Source organism: Brevundimonas staleyi (assembly GCF_041893865.1).
GTDB classification, from domain to species: Bacteria; Pseudomonadota; Alphaproteobacteria; order Caulobacterales; family Caulobacteraceae; genus Brevundimonas; species Brevundimonas staleyi.
Genome location: NZ_CP169082.1, coordinates 955,188 through 974,251, shown reverse-complemented (window position 1 = coordinate 974,251; position 19,064 = coordinate 955,188). Strand labels below are relative to the sequence as shown.

Below are 19,064 nucleotides of genomic sequence, written 5' to 3'. Positions count from 1 at the left end.
GCAAGACCCCTGTCTTGAGAGGTCTAACGGACGAGGTCGGAGGTTCCGTCGCGACGGGGCGGCAAGGCTTTTTCGAAGGCCTTCCGCGCCTTTTCGCGGACCGTCTCCAGCCGACGACGCAGGGCGGGGAAGTCCTTTTCGCCCGCCGCCTGGGCCAGACGGGCGCGGAAGGTCTCGGATTCGGCCTCAGGGTCACCCTTGTCGTCGAAGGCGCAGGCAAGAAGCTGGGCCAGGGCCTGATGCAGGACCCAGGTTTCCTTCAGGGCCGGATCCTTCGCCAGCTGGTCGAGGATGGAGACGCTGAGCGCCCCGCCCTGCCCGGCCGCCTGAAGCTGTCGGAACTGGCCCACGAACTCGGCGTCCACCAGACCGCCGGGGATCAGCTTCAGGTCCCAGAAGCCCTTGGCCGGGCGTTCGCGGGCCATCAGGTCGCGCATGGAGCGGACGTCGGCGGCGGTGTCCACGCCGGGCCGGGGACGACGCAGCGCCGCCTCGATCGCCGCCGTGACCTGGGCCCCGAAGGCCGGATCGCTGGCCCAGGCGACGCGGGCGCGGGTCAGGGCCATGAACTCCCAGGTGTCGGCCTCGCCCGCATAGTAGACCTCGAAGCCCGACAGGGGCACGGACACCGGCCCCTTGGAGCCGGAGGGGCGCAGCCGCATGTCCACCTCGTAGAGGCCGCCCTCGGCCGTGTGAGCGGACAGGGCCGAGATCAGCCGCTGGGTGAAGCGGACGTAGAAGGTGTCGGGAGACCAGCCTTTCGTCGCCGACGCGGCGTCCGACGGGGCGCCGTAGACGGTCATCAGGTCGAGGTCGGACCCGGCCGTCATCTCCCCGGAGCCGGCCTTGCCGAGCGCGATCACCGCCACCGCCCCGGCCATGGCGCCGCCCAGACGTTCGGTCTCGGTCAGGGCCGCCGCAGCGAGCGTCCGCATGACGGCGTCGGCCAGGTTGGTGAAGCCCTTGCCGGCGGCTTCGGGACCCACACGGCCGGTCAGGGTCTGCATGCCGATGCGGAAGGCCTGTTCGCGGTGCAGGCGGCGGACGGCGTTCATGGCGCCTTCGAAATCGCCCGAGCCTTGCGCTTCCTCGGCCATCTGGTCGAACAGGCCGGTGTTGATCCCGAGCTCGGTCTCGAACCGGGCATCCAGCATGGAATCCAGCGCGGCCGGATAGCGGCCGAGCGTGCGGGCCAGACGCGGGGCGAAGGCCATGACGCCGACGATCCGCTCGAACAGTTCGGGCTGGTTCAGGAACAGGGCCTGGACCTGAACCCCTGCCGACAGGCCGGCGAAGAAAACCGAGAACCGCTTGAAGGCGGCGTCCGGCGCGCCGGTGCGGGCGAGCGCCGTCAGGAGGCGGGGGGCCAGTCGGGTGAAGAGTTCGCGCCCTCTGGCGGACCTTGTCGCCGGGATGCGGCCGTGGTGCCAGGAGCGGATCGTATCGGCGACCGCGCCGGGGTCGGAGAAGCCCATCCGGGTCAGGGTGGCCAGGGTCTCGGGGTCGTTGTCGACGCCGGTGAAGACCAGGCTGCCGAAGGGCGAGGACAGCTCCTCCTCCCCCTCGAACAGGGCGCCGTAGCGGCGATTGACCCCGATCAGGACCTGTTCGACCCCTGCGTCGAAGGCGGCCAGATCGCCCTCTCCCGCCAGGGCCGCCACGGCCGCGCGGCGGGCCGGGTCGGCGGGCAGGATGTGGGTCTGTTCGTCTTCCAGCATCTGGACGCGATGCTCCAGGCCGCGCAGCTCGACGTAGAAGGCGGTCAGTTCGGCGGCGACCTCGGTCGGCAGATGGCCCCTGGCGACGAGGGCGTTCAGGGCGTCGATGGTGCGGGAGGATCTCAGCGACGGGTCGCGGCCGCCGAGGATCAGTTGCTGGGTCTGGGCGTAGAATTCGATCTCGCGGATGCCGCCGCGACCGAGCTTCAGATTGGCGCCCGCCGCCTCCAGACCCTCGCCGGTCTTGTGGACATGGATCTGGCGCTTGATCGACTGGATGTCGAGGACGGCCTGGTAGTCGAGGCTGCGCCGCCAGATGAAAGGGACCAGATCCTTCAGGAAGTCGCGGGCGGCGTCGAAGTCGCCGCAGATGGCGCGGGCCTTGATGAAGGCGGCGCGCTCCCAGTTCTGGCCGACGCCCTCGTAGTAGTCGAGCGCCATGGGCACGGCCACGACCGGCGGGGTCGAGGACGGGTCGGGGCGCAGGCGCAGGTCGACGCGGAAGACGTAGCCGTCGGCGGTGCGCTCCGAGAGCAGGCTGGCGACGCCCTGGGCCACCCGGTTCATCGTGCCTTGCGCTTCCACCCCCTCGGCGAGGACGGGGGCCAGGCGGTCGGGGTCGAAGAAGAAGCTGACGTCGATGTCGGAGGAGTAGTTGAGTTCGTTCGCGCCGTGCTTGCCCATGGCCAGACCGAACAGGCCGGGGATGGGGCCGCGCGTGTCGTCGGCGGCGGTCAGGAGCTTGCCCCGGCGACGCAGGTCCTCGGCCACGCCGGACAGGGCGGCGCGGGAGGCGACGTCGGCGAAGCGGCTCAGCGCCCCCGTGACCCGATCGAGGTCCCAGAGGCCGCCGAGGTCGGCGAGCGCGGTCAGGAGGTGGAGTTCGGCCTTCAGGCGGCGCAGGGGCGCGCGCATGTCGTCGGCCCCGCCGGTCAGGGCGATGGTCGAGGCGATGACGGCGTCCAGCCTCGTCTGCGGCCCCTCCTCCAGAATGGCGCGCAGCATGTCGGGCCAGCGCCGGGCGAGGCCGAACAGATAGGGGGAGGCGGCGAAGACGGGGGCCAGGGCCGGCCAGGCAGCGTCCAGGGTCGCGCCCCATCCGGCCTCGGTCGCCGAGGACGACAGACGTTCGCGGGCGCGCTCGGCCGCCTCGACGTCGATGACGGGGCCGCAGGGGTTGAGGTCGATCATTCGGCGGCCGGGGGCAGGACCAGGGCGACGCGGAGGCCCGGTCCGGAGCCGCCATAGGCGCCGGGACCTTCATCCAGCTGGATGCGGCCCAGATGGGCCTCCATGACGGCGCCGACCAGGGACAGCCCCAGACCCGATCCGGCCTCGGTGCGGCTGTTGTCCAGGCGGACGAAGCGCTCGATGACGCGACCGCGGTCCTCCTCCGGCACGCCCGGCCCGGTGTCGGTGACGGAGAACTCGACCTCGCCCGACGACCGCCTGCGGGCGCGCAGCATGACCGCCCCGCCGACGGGGGTGTATTTGATGGCGTTGTCGATGATGTTGGCCAGGGCCTGAGCCAGGAAGGGCCGCGCCCCCTCGATCATCAGACCGCGCTCGATCTCGGCGGAGAAGTCCAGCCCCTTGTCCTCGGCGGCGGGTTCGTAGAGCTCGGCCATGTCGGCGGCGAGGTCGGCGGCGTCGAAGACCTGGGCGTCCGGCACGCGCCCGGCGGCGGCCTGAAGACGGGCGATGGCCAGGACGGTGTTGAAGGTCTTCAGCAGGGTGTCGGCCTCGTCCAGCGCGACCTGAAGCGCGTCGACCCCGTCGATATGGCCGCCCTCGGCGTCGATGAGCGCGACTTCCAGCTTGGCCCGCATCCGGGTGAGGGGCGATCTGAGGTCGTGGGCGATGGCGTCGCCGGCGTGACGGATCGAGGCCATGGAGGTCTCCAGCCGGTCCAGCATCCCGTTGAGGCCGACGCCCAGTTCGTCCAGCTCGTCGCCTGAGCCGCGCACGGCGACGCGCGCCTTCAGGTCCCCATCCTGCACCGCGCCGACGACGGCGTTCAGCCGGCCCATGGACTTTTCCAGGTTTCGACTGATCAGGAGACCGCCGCCCAGACCCAGCAGCAGGACCATGCCCATGGCCATCCACAGCGCTTGGGTCAGGCGGCCCAGATAGGCCTCGGTGTCGCCCAGCGATTCGCCGACGATCAGCCCCTCCCCGCCCTTCAGCTTGACCTGGACGGCGCGGACCTGGGGCCGGATGACGCGGCCGTCGGGGTCGGTGTCGGTGATGGTGAAGGTGGTCCAGGCCTCGGCGTCCCCCGGCGGCTCATCAAAGGGCGAGACGCTGAGGCTGGAGGTGATGGACGTCCCGTCCGGCTCCATCAGGTGATAGAGGAAGGCGCTGCGCGTCAGGGTTCGGTCGATGACCGCCATGTTCAGCGCGTCGATCCCCCGGCTGTCATAGACGCCGATCAGGGTCTGAAGCTCGCCGCGCACGTCCGCCTCGGCCTTGGCCTGAGCCTCCGCCGCCGAGGCGATATAGACATAGGCCAGGATCGCGCTGGCCGCCGCCGCGAACAAGGCCAGGAACAGCAGCGTCAGCCGGAAGGGCGTGCGGCGGAAGAGGGAGGGGAGTTTCATAGCCGAACTATTCTCCCTCCCCCTGCGGGGGAGGGTGGTCGGAGCGCAGCGGAGACCGGGTGGGGCGGGCAAGGCAAGCCGCGCGCACCTCGTCGATCACATCCTCCAGGCGATCTCGCACCATCAGATTGTCGTAGCGCAAAGTCAGCAGGCCCTCTCTGGCGAAAACGGCGTCTCGAACACGATCCTGACGCTGACGATCTTCCGTTTGATGTGAACTCCCGTCCACCTCGACGATCACCCCGCGCGCCCAACAAAAGAAGTCGAGGTAGTAACGGCGCAATGGAACCTGTCTGCGAAAGTGCAGGCCTTCCGGTCTCAGCGCTCTGAGAGCGACCCAAAGACGCGCTTCGGCAGGGGTGAGCGCCTTCCGCATCTCGCGCGCCCGAGCGATGATCGCCATGTCGCCTGGCCCTCCCCACCCGGCCGCTTCGCGGCCACCCTCCCCCGAGGGGGAGGGAGAAACTTCTCGCTACGCTTCCAATCGGTAACCGGCCCCGCGAACCGTCTGCAGCATCGCCTTGTCGAAGCCCTTGTCGATCTTGGAGCGCAGGCGGCTGATATGGACGTCGATGACGTTGGTCTGGGGGTCGAAATGGTACTCCCACACCTTCTCCAGCAGCATGGTGCGGGTCACCGACTGGCCGGCATGGCGCATCAGGAACTCCAGCAGTTGGAACTCGCGCGGCTGCAGGTCGATCTCGGTGGCGCCCCGATGCACGGTGCGGCCGATCAGGTTCATCTCCAGGTCGCCGACCTTGAGCACCGTCTGCACACCGCCCGTCTCGCGACGGCGCGACAGGGCCTCGACGCGGGCGATCAACTCGGCGAAGGCGTAGGGCTTGACCAGATAGTCGTCGCCGCCGGCCTTCAGGCCCGTGATCCGGTCCTCGACCTCACCCATGGCGGACAGGAACAGGACCGGCGTCTGGTCCCCATCCTTGCGAAGGGTCTCGACCATGCCGATGCCGTCCAGGCGCGGCATCATCCGATCCACGACATAGACGTCGTAGTCGCCCTTCTGCGCTTCCAAGAGGCCATAGGCGCCGTCGATGGCGTGGTTGGCGATGTGACCGGCCTCGGTCAGGCCGCGCACCATGGCCTGGGCGGCTTCGGCGTCGTCTTCGACCACGAGAATTTTCATAAGGCCGCCCTCCGGAATCAAAATCGCCGCCGATGTTAGCGCATCGGCGGCGATCCCGTCAGTTAAGGCTTTGTCAGAGGAGCGAATGCCCCCTCAAAGAAAAATGACGTCCTGACAACCACCGAAAGTACTGCAGATCGTGCAATGCTTGTAACCATATTCATCGGTAGTGCACCAAGTGAGCGTATCTGCGCTCGCCGGAGCCGCACCCGCCAACGCTGCTACTGCCATGGCAAAAGCCGCTGAAAACGAAAGAATTTTGCGCTTCACAATAACCTCTAATAGCGAGCAGGTGAAAGGTAGCTCAGCATTTCACGAGACACAACCTAGAGACTTCATTCAAATACGACACTCGCGCTTTCCGCTAGATCGAGAGCTTTTGTGAGCTTGGTACCCGTGTCCGCCGCCGATGTTCGCCCATCGGCGGCTAAGGAGTGAATCAGCGCCTATCCAGGGTCTGGATCACTCGGTGGCAAACGGCACGATGATCCGACCCTCCTGACCCGTGGGGGCCCGCACGGCCAGAAGGACGCTGGGACGTCCGGCGGCGCGCGCGGCCTCCACGGCAGCGCGGAATTCCGCCACGGTGCTGACGCGGGTATAGTTGACCCGCTCGATCAAAATGCCCGCTCGAGCGCCTTCTCGCGCAGCCGGTGATCGCGCCTCCACGTCGGTGATGAGCACGCCGCCTTGGTCTCCCGTCAGACCATAGGCGTCGCGTGCCGAGGCTGGCACGGACCCGACAGTCATGCCTAGAATAGTTTCGCCGCGCGAGGCCTCCGGTTGGCCTGGAACCGGCCCGGGCGTCGCATTTCCCTGGACGCTCGCATTGATATCCGCCGGTCGCGTTCCGGCGCGGACGTTGATCGTCTGACGGCGGCCGTCACGGAAGATGTTCAACCGCATGGTCTCGCCGGGCCGGGTGGCTCCGACAGCGCGCGTTAAGGCGGTGGAGCTTTCGACCGGCTTGCCGTTGATCTCCGTGACGACATCGCCCTCGCGCAAGCCAGCTTCTTGTCCGGGAGCGCCCGGCGTCAGCGACTCGATAGAGGCACCCTTGATACCATCGGGCAATCCAAGGGACCCACGGACTTCGTCGGAATCAACCGTTCCGATCTGGGCCCCCAGATAGCCACGCTCGACGGCGCGGCCGCTCATCAGACGCTCGGTCACCGACTTGGCGATGGAGGCCGGAATGGCGAAGCCGATGCCGACCGAGCCGCCGGTCGGCGAGAAGATCGCCGAGTTCACGCCGATGACGCGGCCGTAGATGTCGAAGGTCGGGCCGCCCGAGTTGCCCCGGTTGATGGCGGCGTCGATCTGCAGATAGTCGGTGTAGGGCGTCGTGCCGTCGCCGATGTCGCGGGCGCGGGCCGAGACGATGCCGGCCGTGGCGGTGCCCCCAAGGCCGAAGGGATTGCCGACCGCGATGACCCAGTCGCCGACGCGGGGCTCGGCCTGTTCCTCGAAGCTGACGAATTTGAAGTCGGCGCCCTCGACCTTGACCACGGCCAGGTCGGTGTCTGCGTCGCGACCGATCAGGCGACCGGGCAGGGACCGCCCGTCGGACAGTTTCACCGTGATCTTGGTCGCGTTGGCCACGACGTGGTTGTTGGTGACGATGTAGCCGTCGGCCGAGATGAAGAAGCCGGAGCCGGCGCCCTGGGCGGTCGGGGCGTCCTCGCCGTCATCCTGGCCCTGACCCCGGCCCTGCGGGACCTGGAAGCCGAAGCCGGGCGGGAAGCCGGGGATCTGGATCGTGCCGCCGCGCGGGCGTTCGATGGGGGTCTCGACGTCGATCTGGACCACGGCCGGCGACACCTGGTCGAAGATGTCGGCGAAGCTGAGCGGCGCGCCCTGCGGCGGGGCGAAGGCCAGTCCGGCGGCTCCGGCCGACGGGACGACCCGCCCGACCTGTTCGGCGGCGTTTGCGCCGGGCCAGTCGATCACGCCCCCGGCGGTCGCGGCGGCCGCGAACACGAGGCCCACGGCGGCCCCCAGGATGAATTCCTTGCGCTTCAGCATCGGTGTCTTTTCGATCCTTCATGGGCCCGGAAAGGACCCGCTTCGCCCAGTGATATAGCCCTCGAACGGCTTTCGCCAACCGTGGGCTCGTGAGGCATGATCCGCCTCAACGTCCGTCGTGAGACGCGGATGCGTCAGGATCAGGGCGAACCGTTTCAGACTGGAGAAGATCGGCCAGCCGACGCTCCTCGTCAGGCGAAAGCGGCGCGGTCTCTTCGGCCTTGCGGCGCGCGAAGACGAACAGGGCGGCGGCGCCCAGGACGATCAGCACGCCGGGTCCGAACCACAGGAGCCAGGTGCCGGTCCGCACCGGCGGGGTGAACAGGACATAGTCGCCGTAACGGCGGACAAGGTCGTCGCGGACCTGTCGATCCGTGGCGCCGGCGGCGATCTCCTCGCGGATCAGGCGGCGCATGTCGCCGGCGATCCCGGCGGGGCTGTCGGCGATGGATTCGTGCTGGCAGACGACGCAGCGGACGACGGTGAACAGCCGCTGGGCGCGGGCCTCCGCGCCGGGGGAAGAGAGCGGCTCGTCGGGACGGGCGGCGGGTTCCTGGGCCAGGGCCGGGGTGGAGACGGCGAGCAGGAGGGCGAGCAGGAGGGCGACAAACCCTTCTCCCCTCGGGGGAGAAGGTGCCCGGAGGGCGGATGAGGGGGACGTCCCCATCAGACACCGGCCTCGGAAATCGAGCGCGCGGACAGAGCCCCCTCATCCGTCTCGCTGCGCGAGCCACCTTCTCCCCCAAGGGGAGAAGGACGCTTCTTCTTCCCGCCCACCGCCAGCCTCAGCCGCCGGTCGAACAGGGACAGCATCCCGCCCAGGGCCATCACGAACGACCCCAGGAAGATCAACCGCGCCCAGGGATTGTCATAGACCCGCACCGTCCAGGCCCGTTGGCCGTCCTGGGTCATGCGACGCTCGCCCATGACGACATAGACGTCGTCCAGTCCCCGGAAATCGAGACCGACTTCGGTCGTGGTCTGGCCGCCGGCGGGGAAGAAGCGGCGCTCGGCGGTGACCGTCTTCGGGAAGGCGCGGCCGTCGGTGGAGGTGACGGTCAGGGTGCCCCGCTCGGCCAGATAGTTGGGACCCTCGACGATCTCGACCTTGTCCAGTTTGACCGCCCAGCGTCCTGCGTGGACCTCGCCCCCGATGGGCAGGGGGGCGGCGGCCTCGGTCTTGAAGCCTGTCTCGACCACGGCGCCGAGGACGAAGAGGCCCAACCCTGCGTGGGCCAGGGTCATGCCCCAGGCGCCGAGCGGCAGGCCCTTCAGGCGACGACCGACCTCGGCCAAATGAACGCGGGATGGGGGGGCGCGGAACAGGCGGACCCGTTCGACGACCTCGGCCAGCGCCCCGAGGATCAGCCAGGCGCCGACGGCCAGGCCGGCCGCCGAAAGGGCCTTCTTCGGCTCGAACGCCAGCCAGCCGATGAAGCCGCAGGCGATGGCCAGACCTCCGGCGACGGCGAGACGCTGCATGGCCCCTTTCGCATCGCCGCGCTTCCAGGCCAGCAGCGGACCGGCGGGCAGGATCAGGAAGGCCACGACCATCAGGGGGACGAAAGTCAGGGCGAAATAGGGCGGGCCGACCGAGATGGTCGCGCCGGTCGCCGCCTCCAGGATCAGGGGATAGAGGGTGCCGAGGAGCACCGTCACCGCCGCCACGGTCAGGAAGAGGTTGTTGAGCACCAGCGCCCCCTCGCGGCTGATCGGGGCGAAGAGACCGCCGCCCTTCAGCTGGGGCGCGCGCCAGGCGAAGAGAGCGAAGGCCGATCCGGCCGTGAAGGCGAGGATGCCGAGCAGCATCAGCCCCCGCTCCGGATCGACGGCGAAGGCGTGGACCGAGGTCAGGACGCCGGAGCGGACGAGGAAGGCGCCCAGCATGGAGAAGGTGAAGGCCAGAAGGGCGAGGAAGACGGTCCAGCCCGCCAACGCTCCGCGCCGCTCGGTCACCACCGCCGAATGCAGAAGCGCCGCGCCGGCCAGCCACGGCATGAAGCTGGCGTTCTCGACCGGGTCCCAGAACCACCAGCCGCCCCAGCCGAGCTCATAATAGGCCCAGAAGGAGCCGAGCGTGATGCCGGCGGTCAGGAAGACCCAGCTGGCCAGGGCCCACGGCCTCATCCAGCGCCCCCAGGCGGGCCAGAAGCCGGAGAAGGCCCTGCCCTCGATCAGGGCGGCGACGGCCAGCGAGAAGGTCACCGAGAAGCCGACATAGCCCGCGTAGAGCATGGGCGGATGGATCGCGAGGGCCGGATCCTGAAGCAGCGGGTTCAGGGACGCGCCCTGAAGCGGCGCCGGGTCGATCCGGGCGAAGGGGTTCGACGTGAAGACGGCGAAGGCGAGGAAAAGGGCGCCCAAGCCGCCCTGCACGCCCACGGCCGAGGTCTTCAGACCGAACGGCAGGCCGCGCGCGCGGGTCAGGGCCGCGCCGAAGCCGGTCATGACCAGACACCACAGGACCAGCGAGCCCTCATGGCTGCCCCAGGCAGCGGCCACCTTATAGAGCATCGGCTTGTCGGTGTGGCTGTTGGCCGCGACGTTGGAGACCGAGAAGTCCGAGGTCGCGAAGGCGAAGATCAGGGCGCCGAAGGCCAGGGCCGTGGCGAAGGCCGCCGCCAATGCCGCACCTTCCGCGCCGCCTGCGAGAAGCGGACTGCGACGCACCCGCCCGGCCGCCGCCAACCCCGTCTGGAGCACCGACAGCATCAGGGCGAGGACCAGCGCGAAGGCGCCGAATTCGACGATCATAGCGTGCGTTGATCCGCGGGCTGGGCCGGGGCGCCCTCAGGCCGCCACTCGCCCTTTTCCTTCAGACGGTCGGCGACTTCGCGCGGCATATAGGTCTCGTCGTGCTTGGCCAGGACGCTGTCGGCGTGGAAGACGCGGTCGGGACCGAACTTGCCTTGCGCGACGATCCCCTGCCCTTCGCGGAACAGGTCGGGCAGGTCGCCCTCGTAGACGACGCGGCTGGTCGCGGCGTTGTCGGTGACGGTGAAGGCGACGGTGGCGCCGTGGTGTTCGACGCTACCGGCCTCGACCAGGCCGCCCAGACGGATCATGCGGCCGGCGGGCGCGGCCTCTGCGGTGGCTTCGGACGGCGAGAAGAAGAAGGTCACGCTGTCCTGCATGGCCCACAGCGACAGGCCGACGGCGAGGGCCAGCACGGGGGCGGCGGCGGCCACGACCCACAGGCGGCGACGCGCCTTCGGCGATTTGGGAAGCCAGCTCATGGGCGGACGACGTGTTCCGGGGACGGAGAAGTCGCGCCGTATAGCGCCTGTGCTTTCAGCATCCAACGGGTCATGCCGCCGCGTCCAGACGGGTGACCAGATCGACCCGGCGCGGGTCGGCCGGATCGAGGGCGGCGATCAGCGGTCCCCACAGCTCGCGGGCCTTGGCGACGTCGCCGCGCGTCAGGGCCGCCTCGCCGAGGAAATAGCGGGCGCCCAGCTGATCCGGGTCCAGCGACAGGGCGCGGGTGAAGGCGGCCTCGGCGTCGACGCCGACCTCTCCATCCGAGGCACGGACGAGGCTTTCGCCGAGACGGGCCCAGCTGGTGGCGTCGTTTTCGTCGAGCCTCAGGGCCTGACGGAAGGCGGAGGCGGCGCCGATGGGGTCGCCGGCCTCGAACCGGGCGGCGCCCAGCATGGTCAGGGCGGTGCGGTTCTCGGGCTCGCGCTTGGCGGCGCGGGTCAGGACGGCCGCGATCTGTTCGGCGTCCAGGGTCTCGGGGCTTTCGGCCCATTCGTCGACGCGGCGCTCATAGGCCTGGTCCGGCAGGCCCGGCGAGCCAATGACGAAATAGAGGCCGAGCGTCGCGGCCACGGCCACGACCAGTCCCGCCAGAACCAGCATCCGGTCGCGCCCGCCGACGGTCGGCGCCGCATCCTTCGGTCCGCCGGCGAGCAGACGGCGGCCGGCCTCCGCACGGGCGGCGACGAAGGCGTCCTCGTCCAGGAGGCCGCGCGCCTTGAGGCGGTCCAGTTCGGCGAGTTCGGCCGCGCCCGTGTCGGCGACGGGCTGTTCGCGGTCCGCGCCGCGTCGCGCCAGGCTCAAAACCAGAAGGCCCGCCATCGCCGTGACGAGCCCGGCCAGGGTCCAGAAAACGATCATGGGCGGCGTTTAGCCGATCAGGCGGCCTGGGGCGAGTGCGACGCATCGAGCGCGGGGCGGGCTCCGGCGGCGGCGGCGCGTCTGCGGATCGTGCGGGCCGCATCGGTCGCCTCGATCAGCAACAGGCATTTGGCCAGGGTCTCGATCTGGCCGAGCGATTTCCGCTGATCCGGGGCGTCGCCGGCGTTCACGGCCTCGATGACCTGATCGACCCAGGTCGTGACCCGCTCGGTCACCGACTGGACCAGTTGCTGGCGCAGGGTCTCGCAGCCGAAGACCTGGGCCGCCGTGCGAATGGCGCCGAGCAGGGTCAGGAGGACGATCACCGCCTGCACCTCTTCCAGCGAGGCGGCGGGGGCGTCCACATCGGCGACGCGGCGGGTCATCCGGCCCGTGGTCTTGGCCTCGCGCGTCGGCATCAGCCGGTCGAGCGCCTTGTCCAGCGTCCGCAGGGTCTTGGACAGGGTGGCGTTGATCCGCTCGCGCGCCTCTCGCGCCTGTTTGCCCCAGGCGCCGTCGGGGTCGAGCTGAAGGGTCAGGTCGAGTTCGCCCAAGGTCTCGGCGCACCAGGCGATGTCGGCGCGCACGCCCGGCCCGGGATCGGCCTTGGCGCCCGGCTGATGGGTGGCGATGCGGGCGACGCGCGCTTCCACTTGCTGGATCAGCCGGTTGACGAAACAGGCCATCTCCGATTCCGACAGGAAGCCTTCCTTGGCCGCCGCATTCGACGAATGGACCACCAGACGCAGGATCAGGGAGGCGTCGGCCAGATGGCCGAAGAAGATCTCCAGCATGCGCGGCCCGCCGTCCGGCGTGATCTCGGCGCTGTCGCGGATCAGAAGACGCAGCTCGGCCAGTTGATCGCCGGTGGGCCGCAGGATCAGGTCCGGGAGGATCAGGAGGCCCCGACGCGCCATGGCGGCCAGGTCGAAACAATGGGCCAGCTCCTGAAGCCCCTTCTGACGCACGGCCTCGTCGCCGTTCGGGGGCCAGATCAGGTCGGGCTGGTCGCGCACCGCGCCGGCGGCGGCCACGCAGATGCGGTCGGCGACCGTCCGCATCTTCGGATTATCCTCGATCGGACGATAGTCATCCAGGACGATGAGCAGCTCCGGCTCCTTGCTGGAGGCCGCCTTCCACAGGCGCGGCAGGACGCCGGGCGGGAAGCTGACGGACTCCACGCCGTCGGGACGGCGCCGGAACATGGGCAGGAGCGGCGCGAAGGCGATGGCGCGACGGCGGCGGTCGATGGTCTCGTCCGCCAGCATGATGCTGAGCGCGGCCGCGCGTTCGCCGGGCATCTGGGCGACCGCGCCCGACAGGGTCTTCAACACGCTATCGGGCACACGCTCCAGCATCTGGGCGAGCACCGCACGTTGCGCGACCGAAAGCTCGGCCATGCGTCACTCCGTATACCGCAGGCATGCTGCCGACGGTCACAGTGAAGGACCAGGGTTAACAATCCGGTAGCGGAGGATCGGCCCCGCTCAGGCCCCGGCGGCGGGCAGTTCCAGCACCACCTTCAGCCCGCCCAGATTGCTGGCGGCCAAAGTCATGCGCCCGCCGTAGGCGCGGGTCAGGTCGTCGACGATGGCAAGGCCCAGCCCGGAGCCCGGCGCGGTCTCGTCCATCCGGGCGCCGCGTTTCAGGGCGCCGTCGCGCTGATCGGCGGGCAGGCCCGGACCGTCGTCCTCGACCACGGCGATCATCTGACCCAGGCCCGAGGCGCCGGCCGAGACCCGCACCCGACGCTTCGACCATTTGCAGGCGTTCTCCATCAGATTGCCGAGGATCTCCTGCAGGTCCTGCCGCTCGCCCAGGAAGGCCAGTTCGTCGGGCGCGCGCCAGTCGATCTCCACGTCCTTGGACTGGAAGACGCGCTCCAGCATGACGGCCAGCTCATCGACGACCTCCCCCACAGGCGTCTTTTCGCCCAGGCCATGGGCGGCGCGGGCGGCGGCGCGGGCGCGGCGCAGATGGTGGTCGACCTGGCCCTTCATCACCTCGGATTGACGCCGGACGATCTCGGCCAGGGGGCCGGCGTCGCTGCCGGCTTCCGCCAGCATGACCGACAGCGGCGTCTTGAGCGCATGGGCCAGGTTGCCGACGTGGGTGCGCTGGCGATCCACGGCCTCCTGATTATGGTCCAGCAGGCGGTTGACCTGTTCGGCCAGGGGCTGGATCTCGACCGGATAGGATTTCTCGATCCGGGCCGCCTTGCCCTTTCGCACATTGGCGATCTCGACACGCAGGTCGAACAGGGGGCGAAGGCCGATCTGGACCTGCAGGAAGACGGCGATGACCAGGCCGATGCCCAGGATCAGCAGGGCCGTCCAGGTGAAGGTCGCGAACTGGCGCGTATCGGCCTCGATCTCGGACCGGTCGATCCCGGCCATGAAGACCAGGGGCTGGCCGTTCAGCGACTTCATGCTGGCCGCGATCCGCAGCGGCTGGACCTCGTCGGCCAGGATGCCGGGGTCGTTGTAGCTGAGGGTCGAGCCCATGGCCGCCTTCAACCGTCCGGGCAGCAGCGGATCGACATAGAGGCTCTCGCCCGCCAGCGACGGCGACCGGGCCAGGACGACGAACCCGCCGCCCGCATCGACCCGCCCCACCATCCAGTATTTGCCGCTGAGACCGCGCAGGGTCGGGGCGTCCTTGATCTCCGCGACCTGCAGCCCCTCGGGCGTCATCACGCTGGCGATGACCACGTCGTCGATGACCCCGCCCAGGGAGTTGCCGAGGCGACGCAGGGCGCTTTCCTGATACTGGCTGGTCAGCATCCAGCCGGTCAGCATCAGGGCCACCACGATCCAGGCCGAGGCCAGCCAGATCAGGCGACGCGTCAGGCTGTGGCCCGGACGGCCGATCCAGCGGCCCCAGGAGGGCTTGCGGGCTTCTGGTGCGTCCGCCGGGGCGTCGCTCACGCGGCTTCGGACTCGCCGGCCAGGGGCGTCAGGCGATAGCCGAGGCCGCGCACGGTCTCGATCCGGTCGGACCCGACCTTCTTGCGAAGGCGGCCGATGAAGACCTCGATGGTGTTGGAGTCGCGGTCGAAGTCCTGATCGTACAGGTGTTCGACCAGCTCGGTCCGGCTGATGACCCGGCCCTGGTGCATCATCATGTAGTGGAGCAGCCGGTATTCCAGCGAGGTCAGGCGCAGGGGCTCGCCGTTCACCGTCGCCCGCGCCGCACGCGGGTCGAGACGCAGGCCCCCGCACGACAGGGTCGCCGAGGCGATGCCCGCCGAACGACGCAGCAGGGCGCGCAGACGGGCCAGCAACTCCTCCGTATGGAAGGGCTTGGTCAGGTAGTCGTCGGCCCCGGCGTCGAAGCCCGAGACCTTGTCCGACCAGGCGCCGCGCGCCGTCAGGATCAGGACCGGCGTCGTCTTGCCGTCCCGGCGCCAACGCTCCAGCACCGACACCCCGTCGATCTTGGGCAGGCCGAGGTCCAGCACGACCACGTCATAGGGTTCGGTGTCGCCCAGGAAGTGGGCCTCCTCCCCGTCGGCGGCGTGATCGACCGCATAGCCGGCGTCGCCCAGCGCTTGCTTCAGCTGGCGCGACAGATCCTTGTCGTCTTCGACCAGGAGAATCCGCATCGTCTCGTACCCTCTTTAGCCGCGCGAACTGACGGAGATATCGATGATCTGACCGTCGCGCTCGAAGCGGAAGACATAGGAATCGCCGCGCATGCCGAGCGAGCCGACGAAGCGTGCGCCCCGCGCCCGCGACTGAGCGATGCCCTGGGCCTCGGCCTCCGAAATGCGGCGTTCCTGGCGCTCGAACGACTGACCGCCGCGATCGCGGTCCCGGTCCCGGTCGCCGCGACCGCCACGATCCTGCGCGCTCGCAACGCTCATCGGCGCGGCGGCGATCAGGGCGGACAGCAGGATGGCGGTCAGGCGGGTCATGGAGCGTCTTCTGCGCCCCACGCTCTGAACGGAGGCTGAACACGCAGCTTAGGGAGGTTTAACCTCGGGCGAAACCGGCCTCTCGCAACGGATGAACGGAACCTGGCCCGGCCTGTTCAGGCTCGGCTCAGCGGCGGTGCGCTTTTCTCCGATCAACGCAGCCGATCCCCGGTTGCGGAGATCACATGGAGAGATCCGATGATGAAGAAGATGCTCGTTCCCGCCCTCGTCCTGGCGTCGGTCTCCGCGGCCGCCGTCCCCGCCGCGGCCCAGAGCTACAACAACCGTCCGCGCTACAATCAGAACTACGGCGGCTGGCAGTCGATCAACGTGCGCCAGGCCAACCTGGATCGCCGCATCGACGTCGGCGTCCGCACCGGCCAGCTGAGCCGCCGGGAAGCCACCCGTCTGCGCGGCGAGTTCAACGCCCTGCTGCGTCTGGAGGCCAACTATCGCCGCGGCGGCCTGACGGCCTGGGAGCGCAACGACCTGGATCGTCGCTTCGACCGCCTGTCGATGCAGATTCGCGAAGAGCGCCGCGACCGCGACAACCGTCGCCGCTAACCGCCAGCCGTTCCTGAACAGAAGGGCGCGATCCGAAAGGGTCGCGCCCTTTTCCGTATGCGGATCAGAAGCGCAGGACCGAGCTCATGACCGTCACCGCACTGCCCCGGATCAGCACCCGGTCGCCGTGAAGCTCCGTCTCGAACCGCGCGCCCCGGCCCGGATAGGCCTGTTCGAAGGTGATGTTGGTCCGCCCCAGCTTGGTCGCGAACAGGGGCGCCAGACCGCACCGGGCCGAGCCCGTGGCCGGGTCCTCGTCCACGCCACAGCCGGGGCCGAAGAAGCGGTCGACGACATCGATGCCCTCATCCGACAGGCCCGCCGCGATGACCTGACCCGATTCCATCGCGCCCTCGCCAAAGACCAGCAGGGCCGGGATGTTCGGCTTCAACTCGCGCACCGTCTTCGCATCGGCCATGACGGCGATCAGATAGCGGCTGGCCCAGACCTCCAGCGGCTCGGCGCCCAGGGCCTCGGCCAGACCCTTCGGCGTCTCGACCCGCTTCAGGGGATCGGCCGGGAAGTTCAGTTCATAGCCTTCGCCGAACCGATCGACGGTCAGGACGCCGGAGGCCGTGTCGAAGGTCAGCCGGCGGCTCTCCACCCCCAGCTCCCGCCACAGCACATGGGCCGCCGCCAGCGTCGCGTGACCGCACAGCGATACCTCCACCGTCGGGGTGAACCAGCGCAGCTCGAACCGGGCGTCGTCGCGGGTCGTCTTCAGGAAGGCGGTCTCGGAGTGATTGTTCTCCGCCGCCAGGGCCTGCATCCAGCCGGCGTCGGGCCAGCTCTCCAGCGGCTGAAGCACGGCGGCGGGGTTGCCCATGAAGGGGCGTTCGGCGAAGGCGTCGACGGTCCAATGGCGCATGGTTCGTGCTTAGGCGGACAGGCCCAGAGCCGCCACCACGAAATCCGCCCGTGCGACGATACCGACCTTCGGCAGGATCACGATCTCGTAGTCCAGTGCGTCGTAGGCGCGGGCCAACCGGTCATACTCCGCCACCGCCTCGTCGAACCCATGCGGTCGTTCCGGATCGGTCTCATAGATCTCCGGCCAGGGCGGGGTCAGGAAGACCTGCCGCCCATAGCGATGCGCCCGCCCCAGACGTTCGATCTCCGGTTCGCCGGTCGCCTGTTCCAGCGCGACCGCCGCATCGACCAGACCGCGATCGAAGAAGACCAGCCCCTCGCCCGGCGCCGAGTTCCGATCGGCGAGCGCCATCCTCACCGCCCGCCGTGCGAAGGCTTCCAGATCGACCCACGGCAGGGCGGTCCCGCCGGTCCGCATCTCCTCCGCCACGATCCGCCGTCCGGGTTCCTCGACGACGGCATGGCCGCGTCGCGCCAGCTCGGCCAGGAGACTGGACTTGCCGCCCCCGGAACAGCCGGACAGGACGACGAACTGCTCGCTCATTCCGGTTCGATCACGGTCAGTTCGGGCCACAGGGCCAGCCGCTTCTCGACCACATTGGGCCAGTCCTTCGCAACGCCCCGGTTCGGATTGGGTCGCAGGATCAGATCGAACAGATCCTCCAGCCCCAACGGCGCGGCGACGCTGATCGTGTCGTCCGCCTCCAGCCGGACCCCGATGGCGAAACAGGGCGCCACGAACCGCTCCAGCGCCTCGTCGGTGTTGGCGATAGGGTCGTAGGGCTCGCCGAAATGGCCGGGAACCAGATCGGCACGCAACTCTGTTCGTATGTTCGGACCTTTTGGGGTCGCCCTCCGACCGAAACCGTCACAGGCCTGCCGGGTGACTGGACAGCCAGTCGCGATACTTCGCCTTCAGCGACGCGACCTCTTCCGGTTTGGCCAAGAAGAGGTCGGTGCCACCATCGTAGGGAGCGAAAACCGAGCCGGTCGTTTCCGACACCCACAACGTCGGGCCTGCCCGTTCCTCGGCGATGCTGGTGAGCAGTTCGTCAAAGCTACCGTCCGTCCATCGGGTCTGCCCCGCGTGAACTCGCCACACAACGGGGTCTTCGTCGTCATCCTCGTCGGCAAACTCGAAAGCGGGTTTGAGATCGAACTGTCGTGTTGCGGCGAAGGGATCGTGAGCGTCGGCCACATCAGTCATCCCGGCAGGCGTGATCCAGTGCGTCTGAACCAACCAGCAAGGGTCTGACCCCAGCACCTCCGCAGCCAGCAAGTTCTGGCGTTCTAGAATGGCGCGACGCTCATCGTCATTGTCGGCGTATCGCTTCGATTCGGGGAGCGAGTGAAAACGAACCCAGTTAGCCGCCCCGCTACTCGTCAGCCTGTAGCCGACAGGCCAAAGCCCCTCGTGAAAACGCGACCAGACATGTCGAAACGGGTTCATCCCGTGATCCTACCGAATCAGCCGAACGAGGTCACTCAAGCTGTGTTCTTCGGGCTGGTCCGCAATCAGACCTGAACGACATTGAGTTCAGGCCAACGTGCTTTCGCCTTCTCGATGATGCGATCCCAATCGTTCGCGAGCGGTCGGTCAGGTGTCGGACGAATGGTCAGATTGAACACGTCCTCCAGCCCAAACGGCGCAGCCACGGTGATTTTGCCGTCCTCTTCCAGTCTCACACCAACCGCAAAACAAGGCGCGACAAACCGGGTCAGGGCCTCATCCGTGTTGGTCAGAGCCGAGTAGGAACCGCCGAACTTCGCCGGATGCCATAAATGAACGCGCGCCTGGTTCCGCACCTCGACATCCGTTCTGAACGGCTCCTCGAAGGCGGCGGCGACGCGTTTGATGATGACGTCTTCGGCGTCCCAGGAGGTGTCCGGGTCGAAGTATCCGAGGTCGAAGTCCTTGCGACCGTAGCCGGCGGGCCGCCCGGTCACGGCGTTCCACACCGACTGATAGACGGCGCCGGAGAAGACCCTCCAATCGGTCAGGCCGAGCCCGCGCACCGTGGTCAGGACGTGCATCAGATCCGCGTCCGCCCGGAGGATCTCGACCAGTCGCGCTTCCAGATTTTTCATGAACGGGTCCCCGGCCCTGT

General features: G+C 68.8%; 19 protein-coding genes. 1 reads left to right on the top strand and 18 read right to left on the bottom strand.

All coding sequences use genetic code 11. The features are described 5' to 3' along the window. Positions 1-23: 23 nt before the first annotated feature. The 13 genes from ACETK8_RS04935 to ACETK8_RS04875 all read right to left on the bottom strand — a co-directional run bounded on the left by ACETK8_RS04935 (position 24) and on the right by ACETK8_RS04875 (position 15,522). Positions 24-2,909 carry a bifunctional [glutamine synthetase] adenylyltransferase/[glutamine synthetase]-adenylyl-L-tyrosine phosphorylase gene (locus tag ACETK8_RS04935; protein WP_374038404.1) on the bottom strand — a complete coding sequence of 962 codons (2,886 nt, stop codon included), beginning with the start codon at positions 2,907-2,909 and terminating at the stop codon, positions 24-26. Continuing rightward, positions 2,906-4,318 (bottom strand): sensor histidine kinase, encoded by a 1,413-nt coding sequence (locus ACETK8_RS04930; RefSeq protein ID WP_374038403.1) that lies wholly within the window; start codon positions 4,316-4,318, stop codon positions 2,906-2,908. Before ACETK8_RS04930 ends, ACETK8_RS04935 begins: the two co-directional genes overlap by 4 nt. 7 nt (positions 4,319-4,325) lie before the next feature. After that, the gene (locus tag ACETK8_RS04925) at positions 4,326-4,721 is read right to left on the bottom strand and encodes an endonuclease domain-containing protein (protein WP_374038402.1); all 396 of its coding nucleotides are present in this window, start codon (positions 4,719-4,721) and stop codon (positions 4,326-4,328) included. A gap of 69 nt (positions 4,722-4,790) precedes the next feature. Then, complete coding sequence (locus ACETK8_RS04920; RefSeq protein ID WP_374038401.1) at positions 4,791-5,462, bottom strand: response regulator transcription factor; 672 nt, start codon at positions 5,460-5,462, stop codon at positions 4,791-4,793. Between the two features lie 462 nt (positions 5,463-5,924). Beyond that, on the bottom strand, positions 5,925-7,487 hold the full coding sequence (locus ACETK8_RS04915; RefSeq protein ID WP_374038400.1) for a trypsin-like peptidase domain-containing protein: 1,563 nt from the start codon (positions 7,485-7,487) through the stop codon (positions 5,925-5,927). A gap of 106 nt (positions 7,488-7,593) precedes the next feature. Then, entirely contained in the window at positions 7,594-8,154 is a 561-nt protein-coding gene (locus ACETK8_RS04910) for a cytochrome c-type biogenesis protein (protein WP_374038399.1), read from the bottom strand. Beyond that, complete coding sequence (locus tag ACETK8_RS04905; protein ID WP_374038398.1) at positions 8,154-10,241, bottom strand: heme lyase CcmF/NrfE family subunit; 2,088 nt, start codon at positions 10,239-10,241, stop codon at positions 8,154-8,156. The genes ACETK8_RS04910 and ACETK8_RS04905 overlap by 1 nt, the downstream gene beginning before the upstream one ends. Beyond that, on the bottom strand, positions 10,238-10,723 hold the full coding sequence (gene ccmE / locus ACETK8_RS04900; RefSeq protein WP_374038397.1) for a cytochrome c maturation protein CcmE: 486 nt from the start codon (positions 10,721-10,723) through the stop codon (positions 10,238-10,240). The genes ACETK8_RS04905 and ccmE overlap by 4 nt, the downstream gene beginning before the upstream one ends. 70 nt (positions 10,724-10,793) lie before the next feature. Then, positions 10,794-11,606, bottom strand: coding sequence for a c-type cytochrome biogenesis protein CcmI (ccmI, locus tag ACETK8_RS04895; RefSeq protein ID WP_374038396.1), 813 nt, complete (start codon positions 11,604-11,606; stop codon positions 10,794-10,796). 17 nt (positions 11,607-11,623) lie between these two features. Further along, positions 11,624-13,006: a hypothetical protein gene (locus ACETK8_RS04890; RefSeq protein ID WP_374038395.1), complete on the bottom strand. Its 1,383-nt coding sequence runs from the start codon at positions 13,004-13,006 to the stop codon at positions 11,624-11,626. Between the two features lie 87 nt (positions 13,007-13,093). Next, positions 13,094-14,533, bottom strand: a complete 1,440-nt coding sequence (locus ACETK8_RS04885) for a sensor histidine kinase (RefSeq protein ID WP_374038394.1) — start codon at positions 14,531-14,533, stop codon at positions 13,094-13,096. Next, the gene (locus ACETK8_RS04880) at positions 14,530-15,210 is read right to left on the bottom strand and encodes a response regulator transcription factor (RefSeq protein ID WP_374038393.1); all 681 of its coding nucleotides are present in this window, start codon (positions 15,208-15,210) and stop codon (positions 14,530-14,532) included. Before ACETK8_RS04880 ends, ACETK8_RS04885 begins: the two co-directional genes overlap by 4 nt. Before the next feature lie 15 nt (positions 15,211-15,225). Further along, positions 15,226-15,522: a hypothetical protein gene (locus ACETK8_RS04875; protein WP_374038392.1), complete on the bottom strand. Its 297-nt coding sequence runs from the start codon at positions 15,520-15,522 to the stop codon at positions 15,226-15,228. Between the two features lie 201 nt (positions 15,523-15,723). On the opposite strand from ACETK8_RS04875, the gene ACETK8_RS04870 reads away from it, so the two are divergent. After that, positions 15,724-16,086 carry a hypothetical protein gene (locus ACETK8_RS04870; protein ID WP_374039349.1) on the top strand — a complete coding sequence of 121 codons (363 nt, stop codon included), beginning with the start codon at positions 15,724-15,726 and terminating at the stop codon, positions 16,084-16,086. A gap of 64 nt (positions 16,087-16,150) precedes the next feature. On the opposite strand, the gene ACETK8_RS04865 is transcribed toward ACETK8_RS04870, so the two are convergent. The 5 genes from ACETK8_RS04865 to ACETK8_RS04845 all read right to left on the bottom strand — a co-directional run bounded on the left by ACETK8_RS04865 (position 16,151) and on the right by ACETK8_RS04845 (position 18,990). After that, positions 16,151-16,954, bottom strand: a complete 804-nt coding sequence (locus ACETK8_RS04865) for a PhzF family phenazine biosynthesis protein (protein WP_374038391.1) — start codon at positions 16,952-16,954, stop codon at positions 16,151-16,153. A gap of 9 nt (positions 16,955-16,963) precedes the next feature. Further along, positions 16,964-17,500 carry an AAA family ATPase gene (locus tag ACETK8_RS04860; protein ID WP_374038390.1) on the bottom strand — a complete coding sequence of 179 codons (537 nt, stop codon included), beginning with the start codon at positions 17,498-17,500 and terminating at the stop codon, positions 16,964-16,966. Continuing rightward, a complete protein-coding gene (locus ACETK8_RS04855; protein WP_374038389.1) occupies positions 17,497-17,775 on the bottom strand; it encodes a nucleotidyltransferase family protein in 279 nt (92 codons plus the stop codon). Before ACETK8_RS04855 ends, ACETK8_RS04860 begins: the two co-directional genes overlap by 4 nt. Positions 17,776-17,824: 49 nt before the next feature. Then, entirely contained in the window at positions 17,825-18,406 is a 582-nt protein-coding gene (locus ACETK8_RS04850) for a DUF3885 domain-containing protein (protein WP_374038388.1), read from the bottom strand. A gap of 65 nt (positions 18,407-18,471) precedes the next feature. Further along, positions 18,472-18,990: a nucleotidyltransferase family protein gene (locus ACETK8_RS04845; RefSeq protein ID WP_374038387.1), complete on the bottom strand. Its 519-nt coding sequence runs from the start codon at positions 18,988-18,990 to the stop codon at positions 18,472-18,474. Positions 18,991-19,064: the final 74 nt, after the last annotated feature.

Coding starts and splice junctions, on each gene's coding strand:
- ACETK8_RS04935 (WP_374038404.1), bottom strand. CDS start 2,909: ATGATCGACCTCAACCCCTGCGGCCCCGTCATCGACGTCGAGGCGGCC.
- ACETK8_RS04930 (WP_374038403.1), bottom strand. CDS start 4,318: ATGAAACTCCCCTCCCTCTTCCGCCGCACGCCCTTCCGGCTGACGCTG.
- ACETK8_RS04925 (WP_374038402.1), bottom strand. CDS start 4,721: ATGGCGATCATCGCTCGGGCGCGCGAGATGCGGAAGGCGCTCACCCCT.
- ACETK8_RS04920 (WP_374038401.1), bottom strand. CDS start 5,462: ATGAAAATTCTCGTGGTCGAAGACGACGCCGAAGCCGCCCAGGCCATG.
- ACETK8_RS04915 (WP_374038400.1), bottom strand. CDS start 7,487: ATGCTGAAGCGCAAGGAATTCATCCTGGGGGCCGCCGTGGGCCTCGTG.
- ACETK8_RS04910 (WP_374038399.1), bottom strand. CDS start 8,154: ATGGGGACGTCCCCCTCATCCGCCCTCCGGGCACCTTCTCCCCCGAGG.
- ACETK8_RS04905 (WP_374038398.1), bottom strand. CDS start 10,241: ATGATCGTCGAATTCGGCGCCTTCGCGCTGGTCCTCGCCCTGATGCTG.
- ccmE (WP_374038397.1), bottom strand. CDS start 10,723: ATGAGCTGGCTTCCCAAATCGCCGAAGGCGCGTCGCCGCCTGTGGGTC.
- ccmI (WP_374038396.1), bottom strand. CDS start 11,606: ATGATCGTTTTCTGGACCCTGGCCGGGCTCGTCACGGCGATGGCGGGC.
- ACETK8_RS04890 (WP_374038395.1), bottom strand. CDS start 13,006: ATGGCCGAGCTTTCGGTCGCGCAACGTGCGGTGCTCGCCCAGATGCTG.
- ACETK8_RS04880 (WP_374038393.1), bottom strand. CDS start 15,210: ATGCGGATTCTCCTGGTCGAAGACGACAAGGATCTGTCGCGCCAGCTG.
- ACETK8_RS04875 (WP_374038392.1), bottom strand. CDS start 15,522: ATGACCCGCCTGACCGCCATCCTGCTGTCCGCCCTGATCGCCGCCGCG.
- ACETK8_RS04870 (WP_374039349.1), top strand. CDS start 15,724: ATGAAGAAGATGCTCGTTCCCGCCCTCGTCCTGGCGTCGGTCTCCGCG.
- ACETK8_RS04865 (WP_374038391.1), bottom strand. CDS start 16,954: ATGCGCCATTGGACCGTCGACGCCTTCGCCGAACGCCCCTTCATGGGC.
- ACETK8_RS04860 (WP_374038390.1), bottom strand. CDS start 17,500: ATGAGCGAGCAGTTCGTCGTCCTGTCCGGCTGTTCCGGGGGCGGCAAG.
- ACETK8_RS04850 (WP_374038388.1), bottom strand. CDS start 18,406: ATGAACCCGTTTCGACATGTCTGGTCGCGTTTTCACGAGGGGCTTTGG.
- ACETK8_RS04845 (WP_374038387.1), bottom strand. CDS start 18,990: ATGCACGTCCTGACCACGGTGCGCGGGCTCGGCCTGACCGATTGGAGG.